The sequence below is a fragment of the Streptomyces muensis genome (genome assembly GCF_021474425.1).
In the GTDB taxonomy this organism is placed as follows: Bacteria; Actinomycetota; Actinomycetes; order Streptomycetales; family Streptomycetaceae; genus Streptomyces; species Streptomyces muensis.
In genome coordinates, this window is record NZ_JAKEIP010000028.1 from 38,282 (window position 1) to 57,950 (window position 19,669).

18 protein-coding genes are annotated in these 19,669 nt (G+C 71.7%); 12 read left to right on the forward strand and 6 right to left on the reverse strand.

Features of this window, described 5'->3' with window-relative positions; genetic code table 11:
- Window positions 1-150: 150 nt before the first annotated feature.
- From L0P92_RS10725 to L0P92_RS10750, 6 genes are all read left to right on the forward strand, one after another.
- Entirely contained in the window at window positions 151-1,428 is a 1,278-nt protein-coding gene (locus tag L0P92_RS10725; RefSeq protein ID WP_234762306.1) for a serine hydrolase domain-containing protein, read from the forward strand.
- Window positions 1,429-1,542: 114 nt separating this feature from the next.
- Complete coding sequence (locus tag L0P92_RS10730; RefSeq protein ID WP_234762307.1) at window positions 1,543-2,970, forward strand: CAP domain-containing protein; 1,428 nt, start codon at window positions 1,543-1,545, stop codon at window positions 2,968-2,970.
- Between the two features lie 79 nt (window positions 2,971-3,049).
- Window positions 3,050-3,727 (forward strand): AIM24 family protein, encoded by a 678-nt coding sequence (locus L0P92_RS10735; protein WP_234762308.1) that lies wholly within the window; start codon window positions 3,050-3,052, stop codon window positions 3,725-3,727.
- 206 nt (window positions 3,728-3,933) lie between these two features.
- Complete coding sequence (locus L0P92_RS10740) at window positions 3,934-4,998, forward strand: tetratricopeptide repeat protein (RefSeq protein ID WP_234762326.1); 1,065 nt, start codon at window positions 3,934-3,936, stop codon at window positions 4,996-4,998.
- On the forward strand, window positions 4,995-6,044 hold the full coding sequence (locus L0P92_RS10745; RefSeq protein ID WP_234762309.1) for a polyprenyl synthetase family protein: 1,050 nt from the start codon (window positions 4,995-4,997) through the stop codon (window positions 6,042-6,044). Before L0P92_RS10740 ends, L0P92_RS10745 begins: the two co-directional genes overlap by 4 nt.
- Window positions 6,045-6,219: 175 nt before the next feature.
- Window positions 6,220-7,854 carry a serine/threonine protein kinase gene (locus L0P92_RS10750; RefSeq protein ID WP_234762310.1) on the forward strand — a complete coding sequence of 545 codons (1,635 nt, stop codon included), beginning with the start codon at window positions 6,220-6,222 and terminating at the stop codon, window positions 7,852-7,854.
- Here the strand turns inward: L0P92_RS10750 and L0P92_RS10755 are convergent, their stop codons facing one another.
- The gene (locus L0P92_RS10755; RefSeq protein ID WP_234762311.1) at window positions 7,855-9,291 is read right to left on the reverse strand and encodes a serine hydrolase domain-containing protein; all 1,437 of its coding nucleotides are present in this window, start codon (window positions 9,289-9,291) and stop codon (window positions 7,855-7,857) included.
- Window positions 9,292-9,427: 136 nt separating this feature from the next.
- On the opposite strand from L0P92_RS10755, the gene L0P92_RS10760 reads away from it, so the two are divergent.
- Both L0P92_RS10760 and L0P92_RS10765 read left to right on the forward strand, forming a co-directional pair.
- Window positions 9,428-10,399: an LLM class F420-dependent oxidoreductase gene (locus tag L0P92_RS10760; RefSeq protein WP_234762312.1), complete on the forward strand. Its 972-nt coding sequence runs from the start codon at window positions 9,428-9,430 to the stop codon at window positions 10,397-10,399.
- Between the two features lie 69 nt (window positions 10,400-10,468).
- Window positions 10,469-11,512: a hypothetical protein gene (locus L0P92_RS10765; RefSeq protein ID WP_234762313.1), complete on the forward strand. Its 1,044-nt coding sequence runs from the start codon at window positions 10,469-10,471 to the stop codon at window positions 11,510-11,512.
- Window positions 11,513-11,541: 29 nt separating this feature from the next.
- Here the strand turns inward: L0P92_RS10765 and L0P92_RS10770 are convergent, their stop codons facing one another.
- Both L0P92_RS10770 and L0P92_RS10775 read right to left on the reverse strand, forming a co-directional pair.
- Entirely contained in the window at window positions 11,542-12,024 is a 483-nt protein-coding gene (locus L0P92_RS10770) for a DUF6328 family protein (protein WP_234762314.1), read from the reverse strand.
- A 73-nt stretch (window positions 12,025-12,097) separates the two neighbouring features.
- Window positions 12,098-13,081: an aldo/keto reductase gene (locus L0P92_RS10775; RefSeq protein ID WP_234762315.1), complete on the reverse strand. Its 984-nt coding sequence runs from the start codon at window positions 13,079-13,081 to the stop codon at window positions 12,098-12,100.
- 137 nt (window positions 13,082-13,218) lie between these two features.
- On the opposite strand from L0P92_RS10775, the gene L0P92_RS10780 reads away from it, so the two are divergent.
- Window positions 13,219-14,907: a cholesterol oxidase substrate-binding domain-containing protein gene (locus tag L0P92_RS10780; RefSeq protein WP_234762316.1), complete on the forward strand. Its 1,689-nt coding sequence runs from the start codon at window positions 13,219-13,221 to the stop codon at window positions 14,905-14,907.
- A gap of 7 nt (window positions 14,908-14,914) precedes the next feature.
- Here the strand turns inward: L0P92_RS10780 and L0P92_RS10785 are convergent, their stop codons facing one another.
- Window positions 14,915-16,132, reverse strand: coding sequence for an FAD-dependent monooxygenase (locus tag L0P92_RS10785; RefSeq protein WP_234762317.1), 1,218 nt, complete (start codon window positions 16,130-16,132; stop codon window positions 14,915-14,917).
- Window positions 16,133-16,473: 341 nt separating this feature from the next.
- On the opposite strand from L0P92_RS10785, the gene melC1 reads away from it, so the two are divergent.
- Both melC1 and melC2 read left to right on the forward strand, forming a co-directional pair.
- Window positions 16,474-16,845 carry an apotyrosinase chaperone MelC1 gene (melC1, locus tag L0P92_RS10790; protein ID WP_234762318.1) on the forward strand — a complete coding sequence of 124 codons (372 nt, stop codon included), beginning with the start codon at window positions 16,474-16,476 and terminating at the stop codon, window positions 16,843-16,845.
- Window positions 16,846-16,879: 34 nt separating this feature from the next.
- Window positions 16,880-17,704: a tyrosinase MelC2 gene (melC2, locus tag L0P92_RS10795; RefSeq protein ID WP_234762319.1), complete on the forward strand. Its 825-nt coding sequence runs from the start codon at window positions 16,880-16,882 to the stop codon at window positions 17,702-17,704.
- A 19-nt stretch (window positions 17,705-17,723) separates the two neighbouring features.
- Here the strand turns inward: melC2 and L0P92_RS10800 are convergent, their stop codons facing one another.
- Together L0P92_RS10800 and L0P92_RS10805 are read right to left on the reverse strand one after the other, a co-directional pair.
- The gene (locus tag L0P92_RS10800; RefSeq protein ID WP_234762320.1) at window positions 17,724-18,404 is read right to left on the reverse strand and encodes a ribonuclease H family protein; all 681 of its coding nucleotides are present in this window, start codon (window positions 18,402-18,404) and stop codon (window positions 17,724-17,726) included.
- A gap of 54 nt (window positions 18,405-18,458) precedes the next feature.
- On the reverse strand, window positions 18,459-19,259 hold the full coding sequence (locus L0P92_RS10805) for a VOC family protein (RefSeq protein ID WP_234762321.1): 801 nt from the start codon (window positions 19,257-19,259) through the stop codon (window positions 18,459-18,461).
- A 135-nt stretch (window positions 19,260-19,394) separates the two neighbouring features.
- Between L0P92_RS10805 and L0P92_RS10810 the strand changes: the two genes are divergently transcribed.
- A partial coding sequence (locus L0P92_RS10810) for an alcohol dehydrogenase catalytic domain-containing protein (RefSeq protein ID WP_372497233.1) occupies window positions 19,395-19,669 on the forward strand: 275 nt, incomplete at its 3' end.

Here is a 19,669-nt window from a genome sequence, read left to right on the forward strand (position 1 = left end):
GGATTCGTTCACGACGGGTCCGATCCGGCCGTCGAGGACTCCTACCCGGTGATCATTTTCTGTCCAACTGTGCGTCGTCCGTGGTGATGTGACGGGATGCGAGAAGGTTGCCCCCGCACGGGGTGACCGACAGAAACGGGAGGAAGCCGGATGGTCTCAGCAACGGTGGTCAGGGGTACGGCGGTGGCGACGGCCCTGGTGTCGCTCCTGACAGCGCCCGCACACGCCGTGTCCGGGGTCGGGAAACCCGGCGTCACCGCGGTCGACGCCCAGTCCGACGCTCAGTCCGACGCCAAGGCGGGAGCCCTGCCCGCCCCCGACGTCACCGGCGTGTGGAACGTCCTGCGCACGGCGCGGCGACAGGGCGCGCCCGGCGCCATCGCCCGCCTCGACGACCGCGGCTCGGTCCACTGGGCGGCCGTCGGTGTGGCCGACCGCAGGACCCGGCGCGCGATCAGCAACGCCGACCGGTTCCGCATCGGCAGTGTCACCAAGGTCTTCTCGGCGGTCGTCCTGCTGCAGCTGGCCGACGAGAAGAAACTGAAGCTCGACGCCCCGGTCAACCGCTACCTTCCGGGACTGCTGCCGGACGACCGCATCACGGTGCGCCATGTCCTCAGCCACCGCAGCGGCCTGTACGACTACACCAACGACATGTTCGCGCGGACGGTTCCCGGCTTCGAGGCGGTCCGCGGCAAGGTCTTCACCTACCGGCAACTGGTCAACCGGTCCCTGGGCAAGCCACGGACCACCAAGCCCGGCGGCGCGTACTCCTACTCCAACACCAACTTCGTCGTCGCCGGAATGCTCATCGAGAAGCTCACCGGGCACCCGGTGCGGACCGAGTACCGGAACCGGATCATCGAACCACTGGAACTGACCGACACGTTCTACGTGCACCCCGGCAAGAAGATCCCCGGTCGGCACACCCGCGGCTATCTCACTCCGGACGCGGCGGGCGCGGCGCTGGTCGACGCCACCGAGCAGACGGTGTCCTGGGCGCAGAGCGCGGGCGCCGTCATCTCCAGCACACGGGACCTCAACACGTTCCTTTCGGCGCTGCTGGGCGGCCGGCTGACCTCCAAGGCGCAGTTGGCCCAGATGCAGCGGTGGGTGCCCGCGGGCAGCACACAGGCGTACGGGCTCGGGCTGCGGCGCCGGGACCTGTCGTGCGGGGTGTCCGTGTACGGCCACACGGGCGCCGTCCAGGGCTACTACACGTACGCGTTCGCGTCGAAGGACGGCAAGCGCAGCCTGGCCGCGCTCGCCAACGCCTCCAACAACGGCGCGCTGCACAACACGATGCTGACCACGCTGGAGTCGGCGTTCTGCGGCAAGCGGGCGAAGAAGTCGGGGCGGGCACCCGCGCCCGTCGAAGGCCACGAGGACGTCGCACCGGGAATCACGCTGGAAACCGACACGAACTGAGGGCGCGCCCGGGCCGGGAACCCTCGCGATCCGGTACGCGTTCTGCGGACATCGTCACCGGATCTCGAAACGGGATGTCGAAACCGGATCTCGAACCACCACCAGGGCGGCCCGATGAGCGAGTTGGTTCCCGGGGGCAATCTGCCCCTCCCGGGCGGCGGCGTGACCGTCCGGGTGCCCGGCCCCTTCGACGTGTCCGCGCTCGTCACCGACGACAGCGGCAAGGTCCGGGGCGACGCCGACTTCGTGTTCTACAACCAGCCGTCCGCGCCGGGCGCCCGGCTGCACGGCGACACGCTGACCGTCGACCCGCCGCGCCTGCGCTCGGGCGCGACGCGGGTCACGGTGGTGGTCAGCCCCGCCGACCCCGGCACTCCCCTGGGCCGGCTGCCCGCCCCCGTGCTCCAGGTCTCCGGCTCCGGCGGCCGCCCCGTCGCCCGGTTCGCCCCGCCGCGCCCCCGGCAGGAGACGGTGCTGCTGCTCGCGGAGCTCTACCGGCGTGGCGGCGGCTGGAAGCTGCGCGCCCTCGGGCAGGGGTACGCGGACGGGCTGGCGGGGCTCGCGCGCGACTTCGGGGTGGACGTCGTCGAGGACGCGACGCCGTCTCCGGTCCGGCGGACACCGGCCCCTCCCCCGCCCTCGGGTTCCGCCGCGCCCACCGTCGCCTCCGTGCCCGGCGCTCCGCCGATGCCGACCGCACGGCCGACGATGCACACCCTGTCCGCCGTCACCGCCCCGCAGCACGCCCCGCACGCCCCGCTTCCCGACCGCGACGGCTTCCTCGGCCCGGCCAACTCCGCCCGTGCCGCCGCCGGTTCACCGCCCGTCACTCTCGACGCCCGCCTCGCCTCCGCCGCCCAGGCCCACGCCTCCGCCATGGCAGCGGCAGGACGGCTCGGCGTGGAGGGCAGTGACGGTGTCTCCGTGTACCAGCGCATCACCGGCGCGGGGTACGCGTATCTCACCGTCGGCGAGCACCTGGTCTCCGGCCCCCGCACCCCCGCCGAGTTCATCGCCTACTGCCTGCGCACCGAACAACCCCGCCGCACCCTGCACGACCCGGCCTTCACCCACGCCGCCCTCGCGTACGCCACCGGCGGCCGCTCGGGAGACACGTACTGGACGGCGCTGTGGGCCAGGCCGCTCACGCCGGGCGATCTGCCGCGCACCGCGGCCGAGGTCGTCGACCTCACCAACCGGGAGCGGGCCCGGGCCGGACTGCACCCCCTGTCCGTCGACCCCACGCTCACCACCGCCGCGCAGGCCTACAGCGCCGACATGGCGGCCCGCGCCTTCTACTCCCACACCTCGCCCGAGGGCACCCAGCCCTGGGACCGGGCGTCCGCCGCGGGCTCCCGGATGCGCGCGATCGGCGAGAACATCGCGTGCGGCCAGCGCTCCCCCGGCGAGGTCGTGGAGGGCTGGATGAACAGCCCGGGCCATCGCGCCAACATCCTCAAGCGCGACTTCACCCACATAGGGATCGGCTTCGCGGGCGGCGGCCCGGCCGGCACCTACTGGACCCAACTCTTCGGCGGCTGACCGGCCATGGCCGACCCTTCATGGACGGCGACACGCCGCGATCTAGGCGGAAGGGGACAGTCCGGGACAGGATGCCCCCATGAAGGGTGACCTCTTTTCCAGCGAGCACATGGTCCAGCCCGCCACGGCGCCGGGCATGACGATCGAGAACGCCAAATGCATCAAGTACGCGGTGAACGGCGAGATGCACGCCCGTCAGGGCGCGATGGTCGCCTACCGCGGCAACCTCCAGTTCGAGCGCAAGGGCCAGGGCGTGGGCGGCATGCTCAAGCGGGCCGTGACCGGTGAGGGGCTGCCGCTGATGGCGGTGCGCGGTCAGGGCGAGGCCTGGTTCGCGCACGAGGCGCAGAACTGCTTCGTCATCGACGTCGACCCCGGCGACGAGTTCACGGTCAACGGCCGCAACGTCCTGTGTTTCGACGCCTCGTTGTCGTACCGGATAGCGACGGTGAAGGGCGCCGGCATCACCGGTGGCGGTCTGTTCAACAGCGTCTTCTCGGGGCACGGCAAGCTCGGGCTGGTGTGTGAGGGCAACCCGCTCGTCATCCCGGTCTCGCCGCAGTACCCGGTGTACGTGGACACGGACGCGGTGGTCGGCTGGACCGCCGGGCTGAACACCTCGCTGCACCGTTCGCAGTCCCTCGGCTCGATGCTGCGGGGCGGTTCCGGGGAGGCCGTGCAGCTGATGCTGGAGGGTCAGGGCCATGTGGTCGTACGGCCTAGCGAGGCGACGCCGCAGAAGGCCCAGCAGCACTGATGCGATCCCCGTGAGGTGATCTGCGCCTCACGGGCAACCCTGCCCGCCCTGCCGACGTCTTGATCGACAACAGGTGAAGCCCTGGCCGCGCTTTCCGGCCAGGGCCGGTTTTCAACGCTCTATACACGCCGCGTATACCCGTGACGTATACGCACCATCTATACACACAGAGTAGAGACGGCGTGTATATCGATCGAGAGGCATCGATGTACGGCAAGGCATTCGCCCCGGAGTACCAGGGCTCCCTGACCAAGCTGTCCGTGAACTCCTCGCTGACCGACGTACTGGCCGCCGGCACCGAGCAGTTGAGAGCGGCCGAGCGGGCCGGGCAGCACGGCGAGGCGGCGCGCTCTGGGCTCGCGGTCGCCGAGGCACACCGGCGTCTCGGACAGGTCGGGGACGCGGAGCGGGCCTGGAAGGCGAGCTACCGCGCCGCCCGGGCGGCCGGTGACACCGCGGCGATGGCCTGGGCCCTGTGGAGCGGCGGCACGCTGGCCCGGCAGCGCGGCGCGTTCCCGCTGGCCAGGCGGCTGCTTCAGCTCGCGGCCGACCTCGGCGAGCGCGGCGGCGACATCGTCGTACGCGGCTACTCGCTGGCCGGTCTGGCGGAGACCGGCCGCATCCAGGGTGACTACGAGGCCGTCCGCCGGCTGCACGAGCAACTGCTGGCCGAGGCACGGCGACGCGGCGAGGCACGGCACACCGTGTGGGCGCTGGAGGGCATCGCCCAGATCCATCGCAACACCGGCTCGTACGACACGGCGTACGCCCTGTTCGAGGAGGCGGCCGAGATCGCCGCGCGCGCCGAGGACCGGCGTGGCCACGCCTGGGCACTGCGCGGGCTCGCCGACATCGTCTCCGTGCGCGACGGCGACACCGAGCGGGCGCTTCAGCTGCTGTCCGAGGCGGAGACCGGCTGCCGTGCGATGAAGCTGTCCAGCGCGCTGGCCTACAACCACAAGATGCGCGGCAACGTCCTGTACCGCGCGGGGCGTTACGTCGAGGCCCGGGACCTGTACGAGCAGGCGCTCGCGGAGTTCCGCGCCATGAGCGAGCCACGCGGGGAGGCGCTGTCCCGGCTGGGGCTGGTCAAGTCCCGGGCCCGGCTGGGGCGCGACGGTGCCGAGACCGCCGCCGAACTGGCCGAGCTGGCCGAAGTGTTGGAGCGGATCGGGCTGCGGCACGCCCGGGAGATGGTGGCGCGGGCGCAACAGGAGTTCGGCGCCGCGCCGACCGCCGTGGGGAGTGCCGGGGCGGTGGCCGTACGGTGACGACGTTCCCCTCCGCGGTACAGGCGCCGGCGGTACAGGCGCCTACCGACGCCCGCCACGTCCTCGACCGCTGCCGCGCACTGGTGCGGCCCGCGCTGCGCGAGGCCGTGGGCCGCACCCATCCATGGGTCGGCGAGATGGCCGCGTACTCCCTCGGCTGGTGCGAGGTGGGCGGCGCGCCGGCCGCCGCCTCCGGCGGGAAGGGCATCCGGCAGGCCCTGGCCGTACTCGGCGCCGAAGCGGCCGGGGCGCCCGGGCGGGTCGCGGTGCCCGTGGCGGTCGCGGTGGAGCTGGTGCACGCCTTCTCCCTGCTGCACGACGACATCATGGACGGCGACACGTCCCGGCGTGGCCGTCCCACCGTGTGGCAGGCGTACGGCACCGGGCCGGCCGTCCTCGCGGGTGACGCGCTGTTCGCGCTGGCCGTCGAGACGCTCGCGACGGCCCCGGCGGACCCGCGGGCGGTACGGCTGCTGTCCGTGGCCTTGCAGGACCTGGTGCGCGGACAGGCCGACGACCTGCTGTTCGCGACGCGTCCCTGGACGGGACCGGAGCGTGTGCGGCCGGACGAGTACCGGGCGATGGCCGAGCACAAGACGGGCGCCCTGCTGGGCTGCGCCGCCGCGCTGGGCGCCCTGCTCGGCGGCGCGCCGCCCGCGACGGTCACCGCCCTCGACCGTGCCGGTCGGCATCTGGGCATCGCCTTCCAGGTGGTGGACGACCTGCTGGGGATCTGGGGCGATCCCGAGGTCACCGGCAAACCGGTGTACGGCGATCTGCGCGAGCGCAAGAAGACGTTCCCGGTGCTGGCTGCGCTCGACTCGCCGGCCGCGCTTCGGCTCGCCGGGCTGCTGGAGTCGGGCGCCGCGGATCCCGGTGAGGTGGCCGCGCTGATCGAAGCGGCGGGCGGTCGCTCGGCCGCGCTCGCGGAGGCACGGCGTCAGGTGACAGCCGTGGAGGCGGCTCTGGCCGATGTGCCGTTGGAGGCGGGCGCCGTCGGGGACCTGCGGTCGCTGCTCGACTTCCTGGTCCGACGCGATCTGTGAAAACTCGGGTCCTCGTCGAAGCGTTCTCGCTCAATTCCCTTAACTTTTCGTCAGCTTACTCATGCGTCAGAAGCAAATGAAAAGAACCGCCCTTCGGTTGGGGATTTCGTTGAACGCTTCCCGTCTCGGTTCTCGTACTTCCTGTGAGAAATGAGACCCGGGGGTTCAGCGAGGGATGGCCATGGTCAAGGCGCGCGTCTCCACAGCCGAGTCGGTCGCCGGAAGGTATCGGCTCGTCGATGTCGTCCATCGCGAGGTCAATCGCGTCAGCTACTACGGCGAGGACACGGAGACCGAACGCCCGTGCCTGCTCACCCAGATCGGGCTTCCCGACGACCCGGCCGCATCCGACAGCGGCTCTGCCGCGGGGGACGCCGGGCGCCGGGCCACCTCGCGCATCCTGCGCACGTCCGAGCGGATCGGGCTGCTGCGCCCGGGCTCGGTCGCCAGGGTCGTGGACGCGATCGAGGAGGCCGGGAGCCTGTGGATCGTCACCGAGTGGATCGACGGCACCCCGCTCGGTGAACTCCTCACCCAGCAGGGCGCGTTCAACCATGTGCGGGCGGCCCGCATCGGCCTGGAACTGCTCGACGTGCTGGAGGCCGCGCATGTCGCGGGCATCACGCACGGCGAGCTGAGCCCGGGCCAGGTGTTCGTGCGCGACGAGGGTTCGGTCGTGGTCACCGGCTTCGGGCTGGCCGGCGCCACGCTCGCGCCCCGGGTCGCAGCACCGTCGTACGCCGCACCGGAACAGGCCCGCGACGAGCGCATCGGCCCGGCGTCCGATCTGTGGGCGCTCGGCGCGATCCTCTACACGATGGTCGAGGGGCGTCCGCCGTACCGTGAACGTGACCGGCCCGAGGCCACGTTGAAGGGCGTGGACCGGCTTCCGCTGCGCGCCCCGGTGCGGGCCGGGCCGCTCACCCAGGCCGTGCAGGGGCTGCTGCGCAAGGACTCCCGGGAGCGCCTGAGCCGGCCAGTGGTCCGTGACGCGTTCGTCCGCGTCCTCAACGAGGACCCCGAGACTCCGCTCCCCACGACGCCGCGGCTGCGGGGCCGGGGCGTCGTGGCGCCCGGCTGGAGCAGACGTGCCATGGTCGTCGGCACCGCCCTGGCCGTCGTCACGGTCGCCGCGGCGGTCCTCGTGGTCACCAGCCAACGCCCCGACGACTCGGGTTCCTCGGCGGCGGGCACGGCACCGGGCCCGTCCACCTCCGCGGGGGCGCCGACCGCCCAGTCCCCGACTCCCGCCACACCGACTCCCACCACACCGAGCGCCTCCCCCACGAAGGAGCCGACGGAGCCGGCGACGCCCACCGCCTCGCCCTCGGGCACGGCGGATCTGCCTCCCGGCTACACGACGTACAAGTCACCGGACGGCTTCTCCGTCGCCCTGCCCGAGGGCTGGACGGCGGTGCGCACCCAGCGGGCCGGGGACGTGGCGTACCGGGTGACCTTCAGCGCCGACGGCGATCCGCGCAAGCTCGCGGTCACCTACAGCGAGGCCCTCGGTCCGGACCCGGTCGCCGTCTGGCGCGACGACGTCCAGCCCCTGCTGGAGCAGCAGGCCGGGTTCGAGCGGATCGGCGACATCGAGGCGACCACGTACCAGGGGTACGAGGCCGCCGACATGCAGTGGCTCTCGGAGAAGGACGGCACCCATGTGCGTACCCTCGGCCGGGGCTTCCTGATCGGGGACCACCGGGGCTACTCCCTGCGCTGGACGACCCCGGAGGACGACTGGGACGACCCCGACAACCGCGAGGCCCTCGACGTCGTCCTGCGGACCTTCAAGGTCTCCCAGAGCTGATCACGCCGAGGCGCGCGGAGCGCACATCGCCCGCAGCGGCCGGCTGTGCAGCGGCTCCGTGCGCCAACGCGCCGTGAACGTACGGTCCTTGAGCGAGCACGTCACGTCCAGGTGGTGCGGGGTCTCCAGGAAGGCGACGTCCACGACGAGGGTGTCGGCGTCGGTCCAGCCGCCGCTCACCGCCGTGGGCACCGGCTCTGCGGTGACGCTCCAGCCGGTGTCGCCGAGCGGCAGCCGCAGCGGGTGCCCGTCCTCGGTGAGCGTCAGGGCCCAGCCGTCCGCGTCCCGCGTGAGGCCGACCGCGGTCAGCTTGGGGAGGTGCCCGCAGACTCCGCCGTCCGGCGTGAACGCGGCGGCGGACCAGGCCTCGGCCCCTTCGGGCGGTGCGGCCTCGCCCGTGGCGGGCGGCAGCGCGAGACCTGCCAGCCGCTGCGCCAGGGCCGCGTCCGTCTCCTCGGCGCCGGGCAGGGGCGCGGGCCGGAACGCGGGCAGCAGATGCTCCCAGACCAGGTTCAGCAGGGCCTGCATGTCCGGGGTGTCCGCGGTCGTCGCGATCACGGCGTCCTGCTCGGGCAGCACCACACAGAACTGACCGTACGCGCCGTCACCGCGGTAGCCGTGCCGGGACATCCAGAACTTGAAGCCGTACCCCTGCCGCCAGTCGTCGCCGACCATGCCGTCGGCGTTCGGGATCTGGGGGCGCGTGGCCTCGGCCACCCACCACTCGGGCAGCAGCCGCTCGCCCTCCCACACTCCGCCGCGCAGATACAGCAGGCCGAGCCGGGCGAGCGCGTCGGTGGTGGCGTGCAGCCCGCTGAAGCCGAGCTCGCGGCCCTTGCGGTCGCGCAGCCAGGCGACCTCGCCGATGCCGAGCGGGTCCAGCAGACGGGGCCGGAGATATTCGATGAGCGACTGGCCGCTCGCGCGCTGGACGATCGCGGCGAGGGTGAGCGTGGCGGGCTGGTTGTAGGCGAAGACGGTCCCCGGGTCGCGCTGCGGCGGTACCAGCAGGAATCCGCGGACGAGGTCCTCGCGGTCGCGGTCGCGGGCCTCGAAGAGGGCGTCGCTCTCGTGCCCGCTGGCCATGGACGCCACGTGCCGCACCAGCATGGCGCGGCTGCGCGGATCGGTGATGTCGGCCTCGAACTCCGGGAAGTACGAGATCACCGGGTCGTCGAGCCGTATCAGCCCCTCACCGGCGGCGATCCCGGCGGCGGTCGCGGTGAAGCTCTTGCTGATCGAGTAGAGCAGGTGGGGGCGCTCGGGGGTGTACGGCGCCCACCAGCCGGACGCGACGAGACGGTCGTGCCGCAGGATCATCAGGCTGTGCGGCTCGATGTCGGGGGCGGCGTCGAGGGCGTCGAGGAAGGCGAGGACACCGGAGGCGTCGACGCCCTGGGCGGCGGGGGCGCTGGAGGGCAGCGGACGGGCAGACATACGGGCATCCTCTCCCGATCCCCGGGCGGGACCGAGGGGTTTTCCGCGGCACGGAGCCAGGGCTGTTCTGATCGGCCCGAGGCTTCCCGTCCCTTGCGTACCGTTTCCACCACCCTTGTCCGGGGACTCGGCCCCCATGGTGCAGATCGGATACACGATGATGACCGAGCAGGCCGGCCCCCGTGAGCTGGTGGACCATCTGGTCCGCGCCGAGGAGGTCGGTTTCGACTTCTCCGTGACCTCGGACCACTACTTTCCGTGGCTGCGTTCGCAGGGTCACTCGCCGTACGCGTGGAGTGTGCTGGGCGCGGCGGCCCAGGCCACCTCGCGGATTCCGCTGATGACCTATGTGACGTGTCCGACGTTCCGCTACCACCCGGCCGTCGTCGCGCAGAAGGCGGCGACGATGCAGTTGCTGTCGCAGGGCCGGTTCCGGCTGGGGATCGGCTCGGGCGAGAACCTCAACGAGCATGTGGTGGGCGGCGGTTGGCCGGCCGTGGATGTGCGGCACGAGATGCTTCAGGAGGCGCTGGAGATCATCCGGGCGCTGTTCGCGGGCGGTCATGTGAACCGTCGCGGCACGCACTTCGACGTGGAGTCGGCCCAGCTGTGGGATCTGCCGGACCAGCCGCCGCCCGTCGGAGTCGCCGTCTCCGGTGACCAGTCGTGCGAGCTCGCGGGCAGGCTCGGCGACCTGGTGATCGCCACGGAACCCAAGGCCCAGCTGCTGGCTGCGTTCGACCGGCACGGCGGCGCGGGCAAGCCGCGTGTGGGGCAGTTGCCGGTGTGCTTCGACACCGACCGGGACACCGCGGTCGAGCGTGCCCACTCCCAGTTCCGCTGGTTCGCCGGCGGCTGGAAGGTCAACTCGGAGCTGCCGCACCCGGACTCCTTCGAGGCGGCGACCCAGTTCGTCACCCCGGACGACGTCGCCGGCTCGATTCCGTGCGGCGACGACCCGGACGCCTTCGTCGAGGCCGTACGCCCGTACGCCGAGGCGGGCTTCACCGAGATCGCCCTGGTGCAGATCGGCGGCGACACCCAGCTGCCGTACCTCGACTGGGCGGAGAAGACGCTGCTGCCGGCGCTGCGGGACGCGCTCGGCTGACCGCGCGGGTGCCATAAGCTGCGGGTCTGCACTTCTGCCGTCCGAGCAGCCCCAACAGGAGAGTCTTCCGTGACACTGGCGTTCGTCCCGCCCGAGACGTCCCCCTCGCCCCAGGCCCCGCTGTCCGACCTCGTCGCCCGCGACGCCCGCGAGTTCGGGGTCTACGCGCGGACCGGAGGGTGGGCCTTCGGCCTGATGGTGGCGCGCAGCGTACGGCCCGGTGGGCAGGGCGCGGACGAGACGCCGAAGGTGTCGGCGAAGGAGTTCGCCGAGCTCGCCGGCTGCTCGCCCGACCGTGTCATGCGCTACTACAAGGCCTGGGACCGGGCCGCCGACGACGGTCTCGTCCCGCACTTCGAGGCCCTCGCGCCGGGCCAGGAGGTGGAGCTGCCCGACGCCGACGTGTGGCTCGGCTACTACGTCTCCCGTAACAGCGCCACCTCCGAGCGGGGCACCGCCATCTCGGAGGCCGCCGAGGCCGAGGGCATCCGCCCGACGAAGGCCCTGGAGGTCGCCGAGAACCCCACGGCGCTGCGTGCCGCGATCCTCGCCGACCCCTCCACCGCCCGCGCGGCCCGCCAGGCGCTCCTCGACCGCGTCCGCGAGGACCCGGACCTCCAGGCCGAGTTGGCGCGGGACGTCGTACGCACCGACGACCTGAAGAAGGCCGTCGCCACGGAGAGCCGCGCGGCCGACCGGATCGGCTACGTCCGGCAGATCGCCGAGTCCGGCCAGATCAAGACCCCGGCCGGGCAGACCCTCGACGCTCCGGTGGACGTGCGCCAGGAGGCCGAGCGGCATCTGTCCCTCATCGAGGAGCTGGAGGACGACGAGGACACCGGCGAGTGGGCCACCGAGGCCTACGACACCATGAAGACCCTCGTCGCCGAGACCGTGGAGGCCGACCCCGAGCTGCGGGTGCAGGAGCGGCGGACGAAGTTCTACAGCAGCCTGCAGAAGGCGACGAAGGTCTTCGAGGAGCTGACCTTCGACGATGTGCAGGAGTTCGTCGAGGACGACATGGTGCAGCGGCTGGAGGAGCTCCAGCAGGCCATCTCCACGTGCATCACGGCGCTGCGCGGGGCGCAGTCGGGCCCGGCACGGGAGCAGTAGCCCCGCTCATGCCTCGTTCGCGCCGCCGCTCACTCCGTGTAGCGGCGGCGCGTCCACAGCGGGAGCACGAACCAGCACAGCAGGTACCAGGCGACCACGCCGGTGACGAGCAGGGGGACGTAGCCGTCGTGGGTGGCGACCCTGAGGATCAGCAGGAGCGAGGACGCCGTCGTGGCCAGCAGCAGGATCAGCCCGACGAGGGTCAGCCGGGAGGCCCACGTCACGGCCTGCGGCTTGATGCGCCGCCCGGACACCAGTCGGTGCAGGGAGACCGGGCCGATCATGGCTCCGGTGGCGGTGGCACCCAGCACGACCGTCACGATGTAGATCGTCTGGTCCGTGTCGCCGAGGGTGGCGTACTTCGGGGTGAAGACGACCGTGAGCAGGAAGCCGAACAGGATCTGAACGCCCATCTGGGCGACGCGGACCTCCTGGAGGAGCTCGCCCCACATGCGGTCGGCCCGCTCGTCCTCGCTCTCGTCACGGCCCGTCCGCCGCACCCGCTCGGTCATGCGGCTACGGGTAACCCCGGCGTGTCCCGCCCAAACTGTGCGGCGCCGGGGACCACCCCGGCGCCGTACCCGACTACCAGCGGCTCTCCACCTGGTCCTTGATCCGCCGGTCGTAGAGGTCCCGGACGGCTGCGAGCGTGTCCTCGGACAGCTGCGGCAGCGCCGCGGCGGCCGCGTTGGCACGGGCCTGCTCGGGCGAGCGGGCGCCCGGGATCACGGTGGTCACGCCGGGCTGCTGGATGATCCAGCGCAGCGCCAGCTGGGCCGGTGTGAAGCCCTCGGGGGTGAGGGCGGCGAACTCTACGGCGGCCTCGACGCCCGACTCGTAGTCGACGCCGGAGAAGGTCTCGCCCTGGTCGAAGGACTCGCCGTGCCGGTTGTAGGTGCGGTGGTCGTTCGCGGGGAAGACGGTGTCCTTGGTGTACTTGCCCGACAGCAGGCCGGAGGCCAGCGGCACGCGCGCGATGATGCCGACGCCCGCCTTCTCGGCGGCGGGCAGCACCTCGTGCAGCGGCTTCATGCGGAACGGGTTGAGGATGATCTGCACGCTCGCGACACCCGGCCGGCTGATCGCGGTCAGCGCCTCCTCGCACGTCTCCACGCTGACGCCGTAGTGGGCGATGCGCTCCTCCGCGACCAGGGTGTCCAGGGCGTCGAACACCTCGTCCGTGGAGTAGACGGGCGTCGGCGGGCAGTGCAGCTGGACCAGGTCGAGGCGGTCCACGCCGAGGTTGCGCCGCGAACGGTCGTTCCAGGCGCGGAAGTTGTCGAGAACGTAGTTCTCGGGGATCTGGTCGACGCGGCGGCCCATCTTGGTCGCCACGAAGATGTCCAGCTCGGGCCTGCCACGCAGGAAGGCGGCGATGGTCTGCTCGCTGCGCCCGTCGCCGTACACGTCGGCGGTGTCGAAGAAGGTCACCCCCGACTCGACCGCGGCCTCCAGCACCGCCTGGGCTTCCTTGTCGTCGACGTCTCCCCAGTCGGCTCCCAGCTGCCACGTCCCCAGACCGACGACGGATGCCCGCTGACCCGACCTACCGATTACACGCTCGTCCATGGCGTCAGTGTGTCATTGCTCATCCCCGTGCGCGGAACGGCCCCCTCCGCCGCGTTACCTGTGAATCCATCACTCACACGGGTGAATCGTGTCGACGGGCCCACGGCGGCTGTCAAGCCGGTCCCTAGCGTGAGCCCGTGAACGACGACTTCAGCCGCAGGGGCTTCCTCCGTGCCGCCGCCCTGGCTGCCGCACCGACTCTTCTCCCGGCGGATCCGGCCGTCGCCGCCGAGGAGTTGCCGGACTTCCCGACGGACGTGGCGTTGTACCGCTCCGCGTATCGCAACTGGGTCGGCGAGATCACCGCCGACGGCCTGTGGGCCTGCGCCCCGGACGGCCCGGAGCAGGTACTGGACGTCGTCAACTGGGCGTGGCGGCACGGTCGGAGAGTCCGTGCGCGGGGTTCCTCGCACGGCTGGTCACCGCTGACGATCACGCCGGACACGGCGTCTGACGCGCCGGTTCTCCTCGTCGACACCGCCTCCGGTCTGACCGGCCTGTCCCAGGAGTCGCCGACCTCCGTGCGCGCCGGCACCGGCGTCACCCTGGAGGCCCTGCTCACCTATCTGGAGGAGCGGGGCCTGGGTGTCACCGCCGCGCCCGCGCCCGGCAACCTCACCCTGGGCGGCGCCCTGGCCGTCGACGCGCACGGCACCGCCGTACCGGCGCGGGGCGAGGAGCGGCCGGCCGGGCACACGTACGGCTCGCTGAGCAATCTCGTGCTGTCGCTGACGGCCGTCGTCTGGGACGAGGGCGGTGGCGCGTACGTGCTGCGGACGTACGACCGTGACGAGGCGGACTGCGCCGCGCTGCTCACCCATCTGGGCCGCGCCCTGGTCACCGAGGTGGTGCTGCGGGTGGGCGCGAACAGCAACCTGAGGTGTGTCAGCCGTACGGACATCCCGGCCGACGAGCTCTTCGCCGCGCCCGGCGCCGAGGGACGCACCCTCGCGGGCTTCCTCGACCGGGCCGGGCGTGTCGAGGCGATCTGGTTCGCCTTCACCGAGTTCCCCTGGTTGAAGGTGTGGAGCGTCTCCCCCACCCGGCCGCTGACCTCACGGCATGTCAGGACGCCGTACAACTATCCGTTCTCCGACAGCGTCCCGACGCCGGTCGCGGATCTGGTGGGACGGATGGTGTCGGACGGGGCGTGGTATCTGGCGCCGGTGCTGGGCAACGCGCAGTACGACGTGGCCGCGCTCGGGCTGGTGGCGACGCTGTCGGCGGACATCTGGGGGCCGTCGAAGAACACGCTGCTGTATCTGCGGCCGACGACGCTGAGGATCGCCACGAACGGCTACTCGGTGCTGACCGGCCGGGATCAGGTGCAGCGGGTGGTCGCCGAGTTCACGGCCTTCTACCGGGAGCGGCTCTCGGCGTACGCCGACCGGGGGCAGTTCCCGGTCAACGGGTCGGTGGAGATCCGGGTGACGGGGCTCGACGAGCCGGCGGACGTCGGTGTGGAGGGGGCGCGGCCCCCGCTGCTGTCGGCGCTCGCGCCGCGCGGTGACCGGCCGGAGTGGGACACCGCCGTGTGGCTGAACATCCTGACGCTGCCGGGCACACCGCACGCGGAGGCGTTCCTCAGCCAGATGGAGCGGTTCCTGCTGCGCACCTTCGACGGCGAGTACGCCATGACGCGGGTCGAATGGTCCAAGGGCTGGGCCTATACGCGGGCGGCGGCCTGGAGCGACGGCGAGGTGCTGGGCGCGGTGGTGCCCGGCACCTTCGGGGAGGAGGCGTGGGGCGAGGCCCGTGCGGTGCTGGACCGGCTCGACCCGCACGGCGTGTTCGGCAACGCGTTCCTCGACCGTCTGCTGCGGTGAGGTGCGCTCACTCGCGGGCGGCCAGGGTCCTGGCATGCACGGTGCGCGCCACCTTCACCCCGATCCACTGCTTCAGGCGCCGCCAGGCCTGCGACTGTCCGGCCGCCCGGTCGAGCCGGTAGTACAGCTGCGGCGGGACATGGGGCAGCAGGGGCGAGTGGCGCTGGCCGAGCAGGGCGAACATCTGCTGCGGGGGCAGATGGATGTAGCGCGGCAGGTCCTCGTACCAGCGGGCGCTGTAGTGGGCCGCGCTCTGGATGGCCAACAGCTCCTGCTGGCGCCGCTGTTGGTAGTGGGCGAGGGCCTGCGGGAGGGTGGCGTGCTCGTGCAGCGCTCCGGCGAGGGCGGCGGCGTCCTCCACGGCGAGGGTGGTGCCGGCACCGATGGAGTAGTGGGTGGTGTGGGCGGCGTCGCCCAGCAGGACGAGGTTGTCTCGGTACCAGGTGCGGTTGGTCAGGGTGCGGAAGGTCTGCCACTGCGCCTTGCCGTCGGCGCCGGAGCGGCCCATGAGGGGGTGGCCGTCGAGGACGCCGGCGAAGACCTTCTCCAGCACGGCCAGGGCTTCGGCCTCGGAGGCGGTGTCGAAGCCGAGGCCGGTCCAGGTCTCGGGGGCGCATTCGACGACGAAGGTGCCGGCGTCGGGGCCGAAGCCGTAGCCGTAGCACCAGATCCAGCCGTGGCCGGACTCGACGAAGGAGAAGGTGAAGGCCTCGAAGTTCTTGGTGGTGCCGAGCCAGATGTAGCGGTTGCGGCCGGATCTGCTGTCCGTACCGAAGTGGTCGGCGTACCGGGTGCGCAGGGCGCTGTGGACGCCGTCGCTGGCCACGATCAGGTCGGCGGTGGGCAGGTTCCCCGGTGTGATCTCCTGCTCGAACCTCAGCCGTACGTCCAGTGAGCGGGCGCGTTCGGCGAGGATCTCCAGCAGCCGGTGGCGGCCGATGCCGTAGCCCGCGTCGCCGGGCCGGCGGGTCGTGCGGCCCCGGACATGGGCGACGCCCTCGCTCCAGCGGACCGAGCTGTCCTCGATGGTGCGGGCGGACACGGGGTCGTGTTCGCACAGCTTGTCGAGCAGTCCGCGCCAGTAGGTGACGCCCCAGCCGTAGGTGGAGCCCTCCGGGCCGCGTTCGTAGACGGTGATGTCGTGGGACGGATCCCGCAGCTTCAGCAGGATCGAGAGATACAGGCCGGCGGGCCCGCCACCGATGCAGGCGACCTTCACACGCACCCCTAGAAATGGTCTAAAACGGTCATATCACTCCGCAGAGTAGCAAGGCGGAGGCCTGCGGCCGCGACATTCGGGATCGCGCCAGTTTCGCCCGGTGAGACGGACCACTCACTCCCCGCCCGTCCGCGAAGGATCAGCCGAAACGCCATCGCCAGGAGAAGGAATTCCCCGTTCCGGTGGTTCACGGTCGCCGCACCCAGCAAGATCATCTTGGTTCAATCTTGCATGACATGTGAGCACTTGTCCGGATCGGAGCCAACCACTCCCGACCGATTTCTCCCCCTCTCATCCGGCCGGATAGGCATGCGGAGTCGTCAACCGAACGAACCCAGGAGGTCCGCATGCCGGAACTCAGCCGTCGCAGCGCCCTCACCGCCGCGGCCGTCCTCGCCACCGCCGCCGGTGTCCCCGCGGTCACCGCCCTCACCGCGTCCGCGGCGGCACCCGACCACCACGCCCTGCCGTCCTTCGACGAGGTCTACAAGGGCCGCCGGATAAAGGGCGGGCCGTCCTCGGGCGGCGGACACCACCATCACGGTGGCGGATACGCGGTGTTCGTCGACGGGGTGGAGCTGCATGTGATGCGCAACGCCGACGGCAGCTGGATCAGCGTCGTCAGCCACTACGACCCGGTCCCCACCCCGCGCGCCGCGGCCCGTGCCGCCGTGGACGAGCTACAGGGCGCCGAGCTGCTGCCCTTCCCCGCCAACTGACCTTCCGCACCCGCACCTTGGAGCACGCTCTACCATGACCGTCCGCAAGAACCAGGCCCTGCTGACCCCCGACGAGAAGCGCCGGTTCGTCGCCGCCCTTCTGGAGCTGAAGCGCAGCGGCCGCTACGACGCGTTCGTCACCACGCACAACGCCTTCATCGTCGGTGACACCGACAACGGTGAGCGCGTCGGCCACCGCTCACCGTCCTTCCTGCCCTGGCACCGCAGATTCCTGCTGGAGTTCGAGCGCGCCTTGCAGGCGGTGGACGCCTCGGTGGCGCTGCCGTACTGGGACTGGAGCACCGACCGCTCCATACGGTCCTCGCTGTGGGCGCCCGACTTCCTCGGCGGCACCGGACGCAGCCGCGACGGACAGGTGATGGACGGGCCGTTCGCGGCGTCGGCCGGCAACTGGCCGATCAATGTGCGCGTCGACGGCCGTACGTTCCTGCGCCGCTCGCTCGGTGCCGCCGTACGGGAGTTGCCGACCCGGGCCGAGGTGGAGTCCGTGCTCGCCATGCCGGTCTACGACATGGCGCCCTGGAACAGCGGGTCGGACGGCTTCCGCAACCACCTCGAAGGCTGGCGCGGCGTCAATCTGCACAACCGGGTCCATGTCTGGGTCGGCGGACAGATGGCGACCGGCGTGTCGCCGAACGACCCGGTGTTCTGGCTGCACCACGCCTACATCGACAAGCTGTGGGCGGACTGGCAGAGACGGCACCCCGGCTCCGGCTATCTGCCGGCGGCCGGGACGCCGAACGTGGTCGATCTGGGCGACACGTTGAAGCCGTGGAACGACGTGCGCCCGGCCGACCTGCTGGACCACACCGCGCACTACACGTTCGACGCGGCCTGAGCCGCGTAGGGCTCGCCGGTCAGGCCTCCGCGGTACGGCACTCCGGGTGACCCCAGCCCTTGGGGTTCTTGGCGATGGGCTCGCCCGCCGCGTAGCCGCGGCCGCACAGGCAGCGGCCGGGGAACTTGGCCTTGATGGTGCGCGAGGAGCTGCCGTTCTTCCGGGGCGCCGCGGACTTGCGGCGCGGGGCCTTGGCCGACGGGGTGTCCGGGGAGGGCGGCGGCTGCGGGGAGCCGAGGCCGCTGCCCGCGGGCTCCTGGACGACGGCGGCCTGGCTGGCGGCGCGGTCGGCGAAGTCGTTGAGCGGGTCGCCGTCGACCTGGTGGGCGGGAACGTAGCGGAACTCGACGGTGCGACCGTCGAGCAGTTCGTCGATCCGCACGACCAGGTCCTGGTTGGCGACCGGCTTGCCGGCCGACGTCTTCCAGCCGTTGCGCTTCCAGCCGGGCAGCCAGGTGGTGACGGCCTTCATGGCGTACTGCGAGTCCATGCGGATCTCCAGCGGTACGCCGGGGTCGGTCGCCGTGAGCAGGCGTTCCAGTGCGGTGAGTTCCGCGACGTTGTTGGTGGCCCTGCCGAGCGGCCCCGCCTCCCAGCGGGCCGGGGTCTCCGTCTCGTCGGCGATGACCCAGGCCCAGGCCGCGGGCCCGGGGTTTCCCTTCGAAGCCCCGTCGCACGCGGCCACAACACGTTCCAGCATGTGCCGATCATGCCATGCGTGGGCCGTGCGCCTCTCGCGGAGTCACGGAGCCGGTCAGGAGACGTCGGTGAGCTCCGGCATGTCGCCCTCGGTGGTGCTGGTGTCGATCACGGAGAAGTTCGCGCCCTGGGGGTCGCTCAGCGCGGCGAACCGGCCGAAGGGGCTGCTCATCGGGCCGAAGCGCAGGACGGCGCCGAGCTTGGTGGCCTTGGCGACGGTGTCGTCGCAGTCGGGGACGTTGAAGTAGACGTTGATGTAGGGCGGGACCTCGGGCGGGAAGTCGTCGGTCATCCTCATCCGGCCCAGGGCCATGGTCTCGCCGAGGGTGTAGAGCCGGAAGTCGATCATGTCGTCCTGCATCTGCCGCTGCCCGTAGCCGAAGACGGCGGGGAAGAAGGTGTCGGACTTCTCCGGTGCGCGAGTGAAGACCTCCGCCCAGCAGAAGGCTCCGGGTTCCCGCACGTCGGCGTCGAAGCCCTCGTGGGTGCCGGCCTGCCACACCCCGAAGACGACGCCGCCGGGGTCGCGGGCCAGGCACATGCTGCCGAAGTCTCCGACCTCCATCGGCTCCATCAGGATCTCGCCACCGTTCTCACGGATCCTGGCGGCGGTCGCGGCGGCGTCGGGGGACGCGAGGTAGAGGCACCACTGCGACTGTCCCTCCTGGCCCGGCATGGGCGGGACGACGGCGGCCGCCGCCTTGCCGTTCGCGTAGGCCTGCGTGTAGTTGCCGTACTCCGACGACTCCTCGCCGAAGGTCCAGCCGAGGACGTCGCCGTAGAAGCTCTTGGCGCCCTCCAGGTCGGTGAACATCGCGTCGGCCCAGACGGGGGTTCCTTCAGGTTTCACGGCCATGGCTGCGGCCCTCTCCCGGATCGGTGAGTTGTCCGGATTCATACGCTAGTCACCGGGGAGTCGGGTCGCGCGCCGAATGCCCGGTTCCGTTCCAGACTGGGGTGGAGGGCGGCCGGCCGGCGGACGGGACACGGTATGGCGGACGGGACGATGCGCGCGTGGTCGGTGATCGAGCCGGGGCCGGTCGGGACGGGGGCGCTGCGGCTGGTGGAGAAGCCGGTTCCGGTGCCGGGGGACGACGAGCTGCTGGTGCGGGTGCGGACGTGCGGGGTGTGCCGTACCGATCTGCATGTCACCGAGGGTGATCTTCCGGTCCACCGGCCGGGCGTGACGCCCGGGCACGAGGTGGTCGGCGTGGTCGCGGGGTGGGGGCCGGCGGTGCGGGGCTTCGGTGGCGGGGAGCGGGTGGG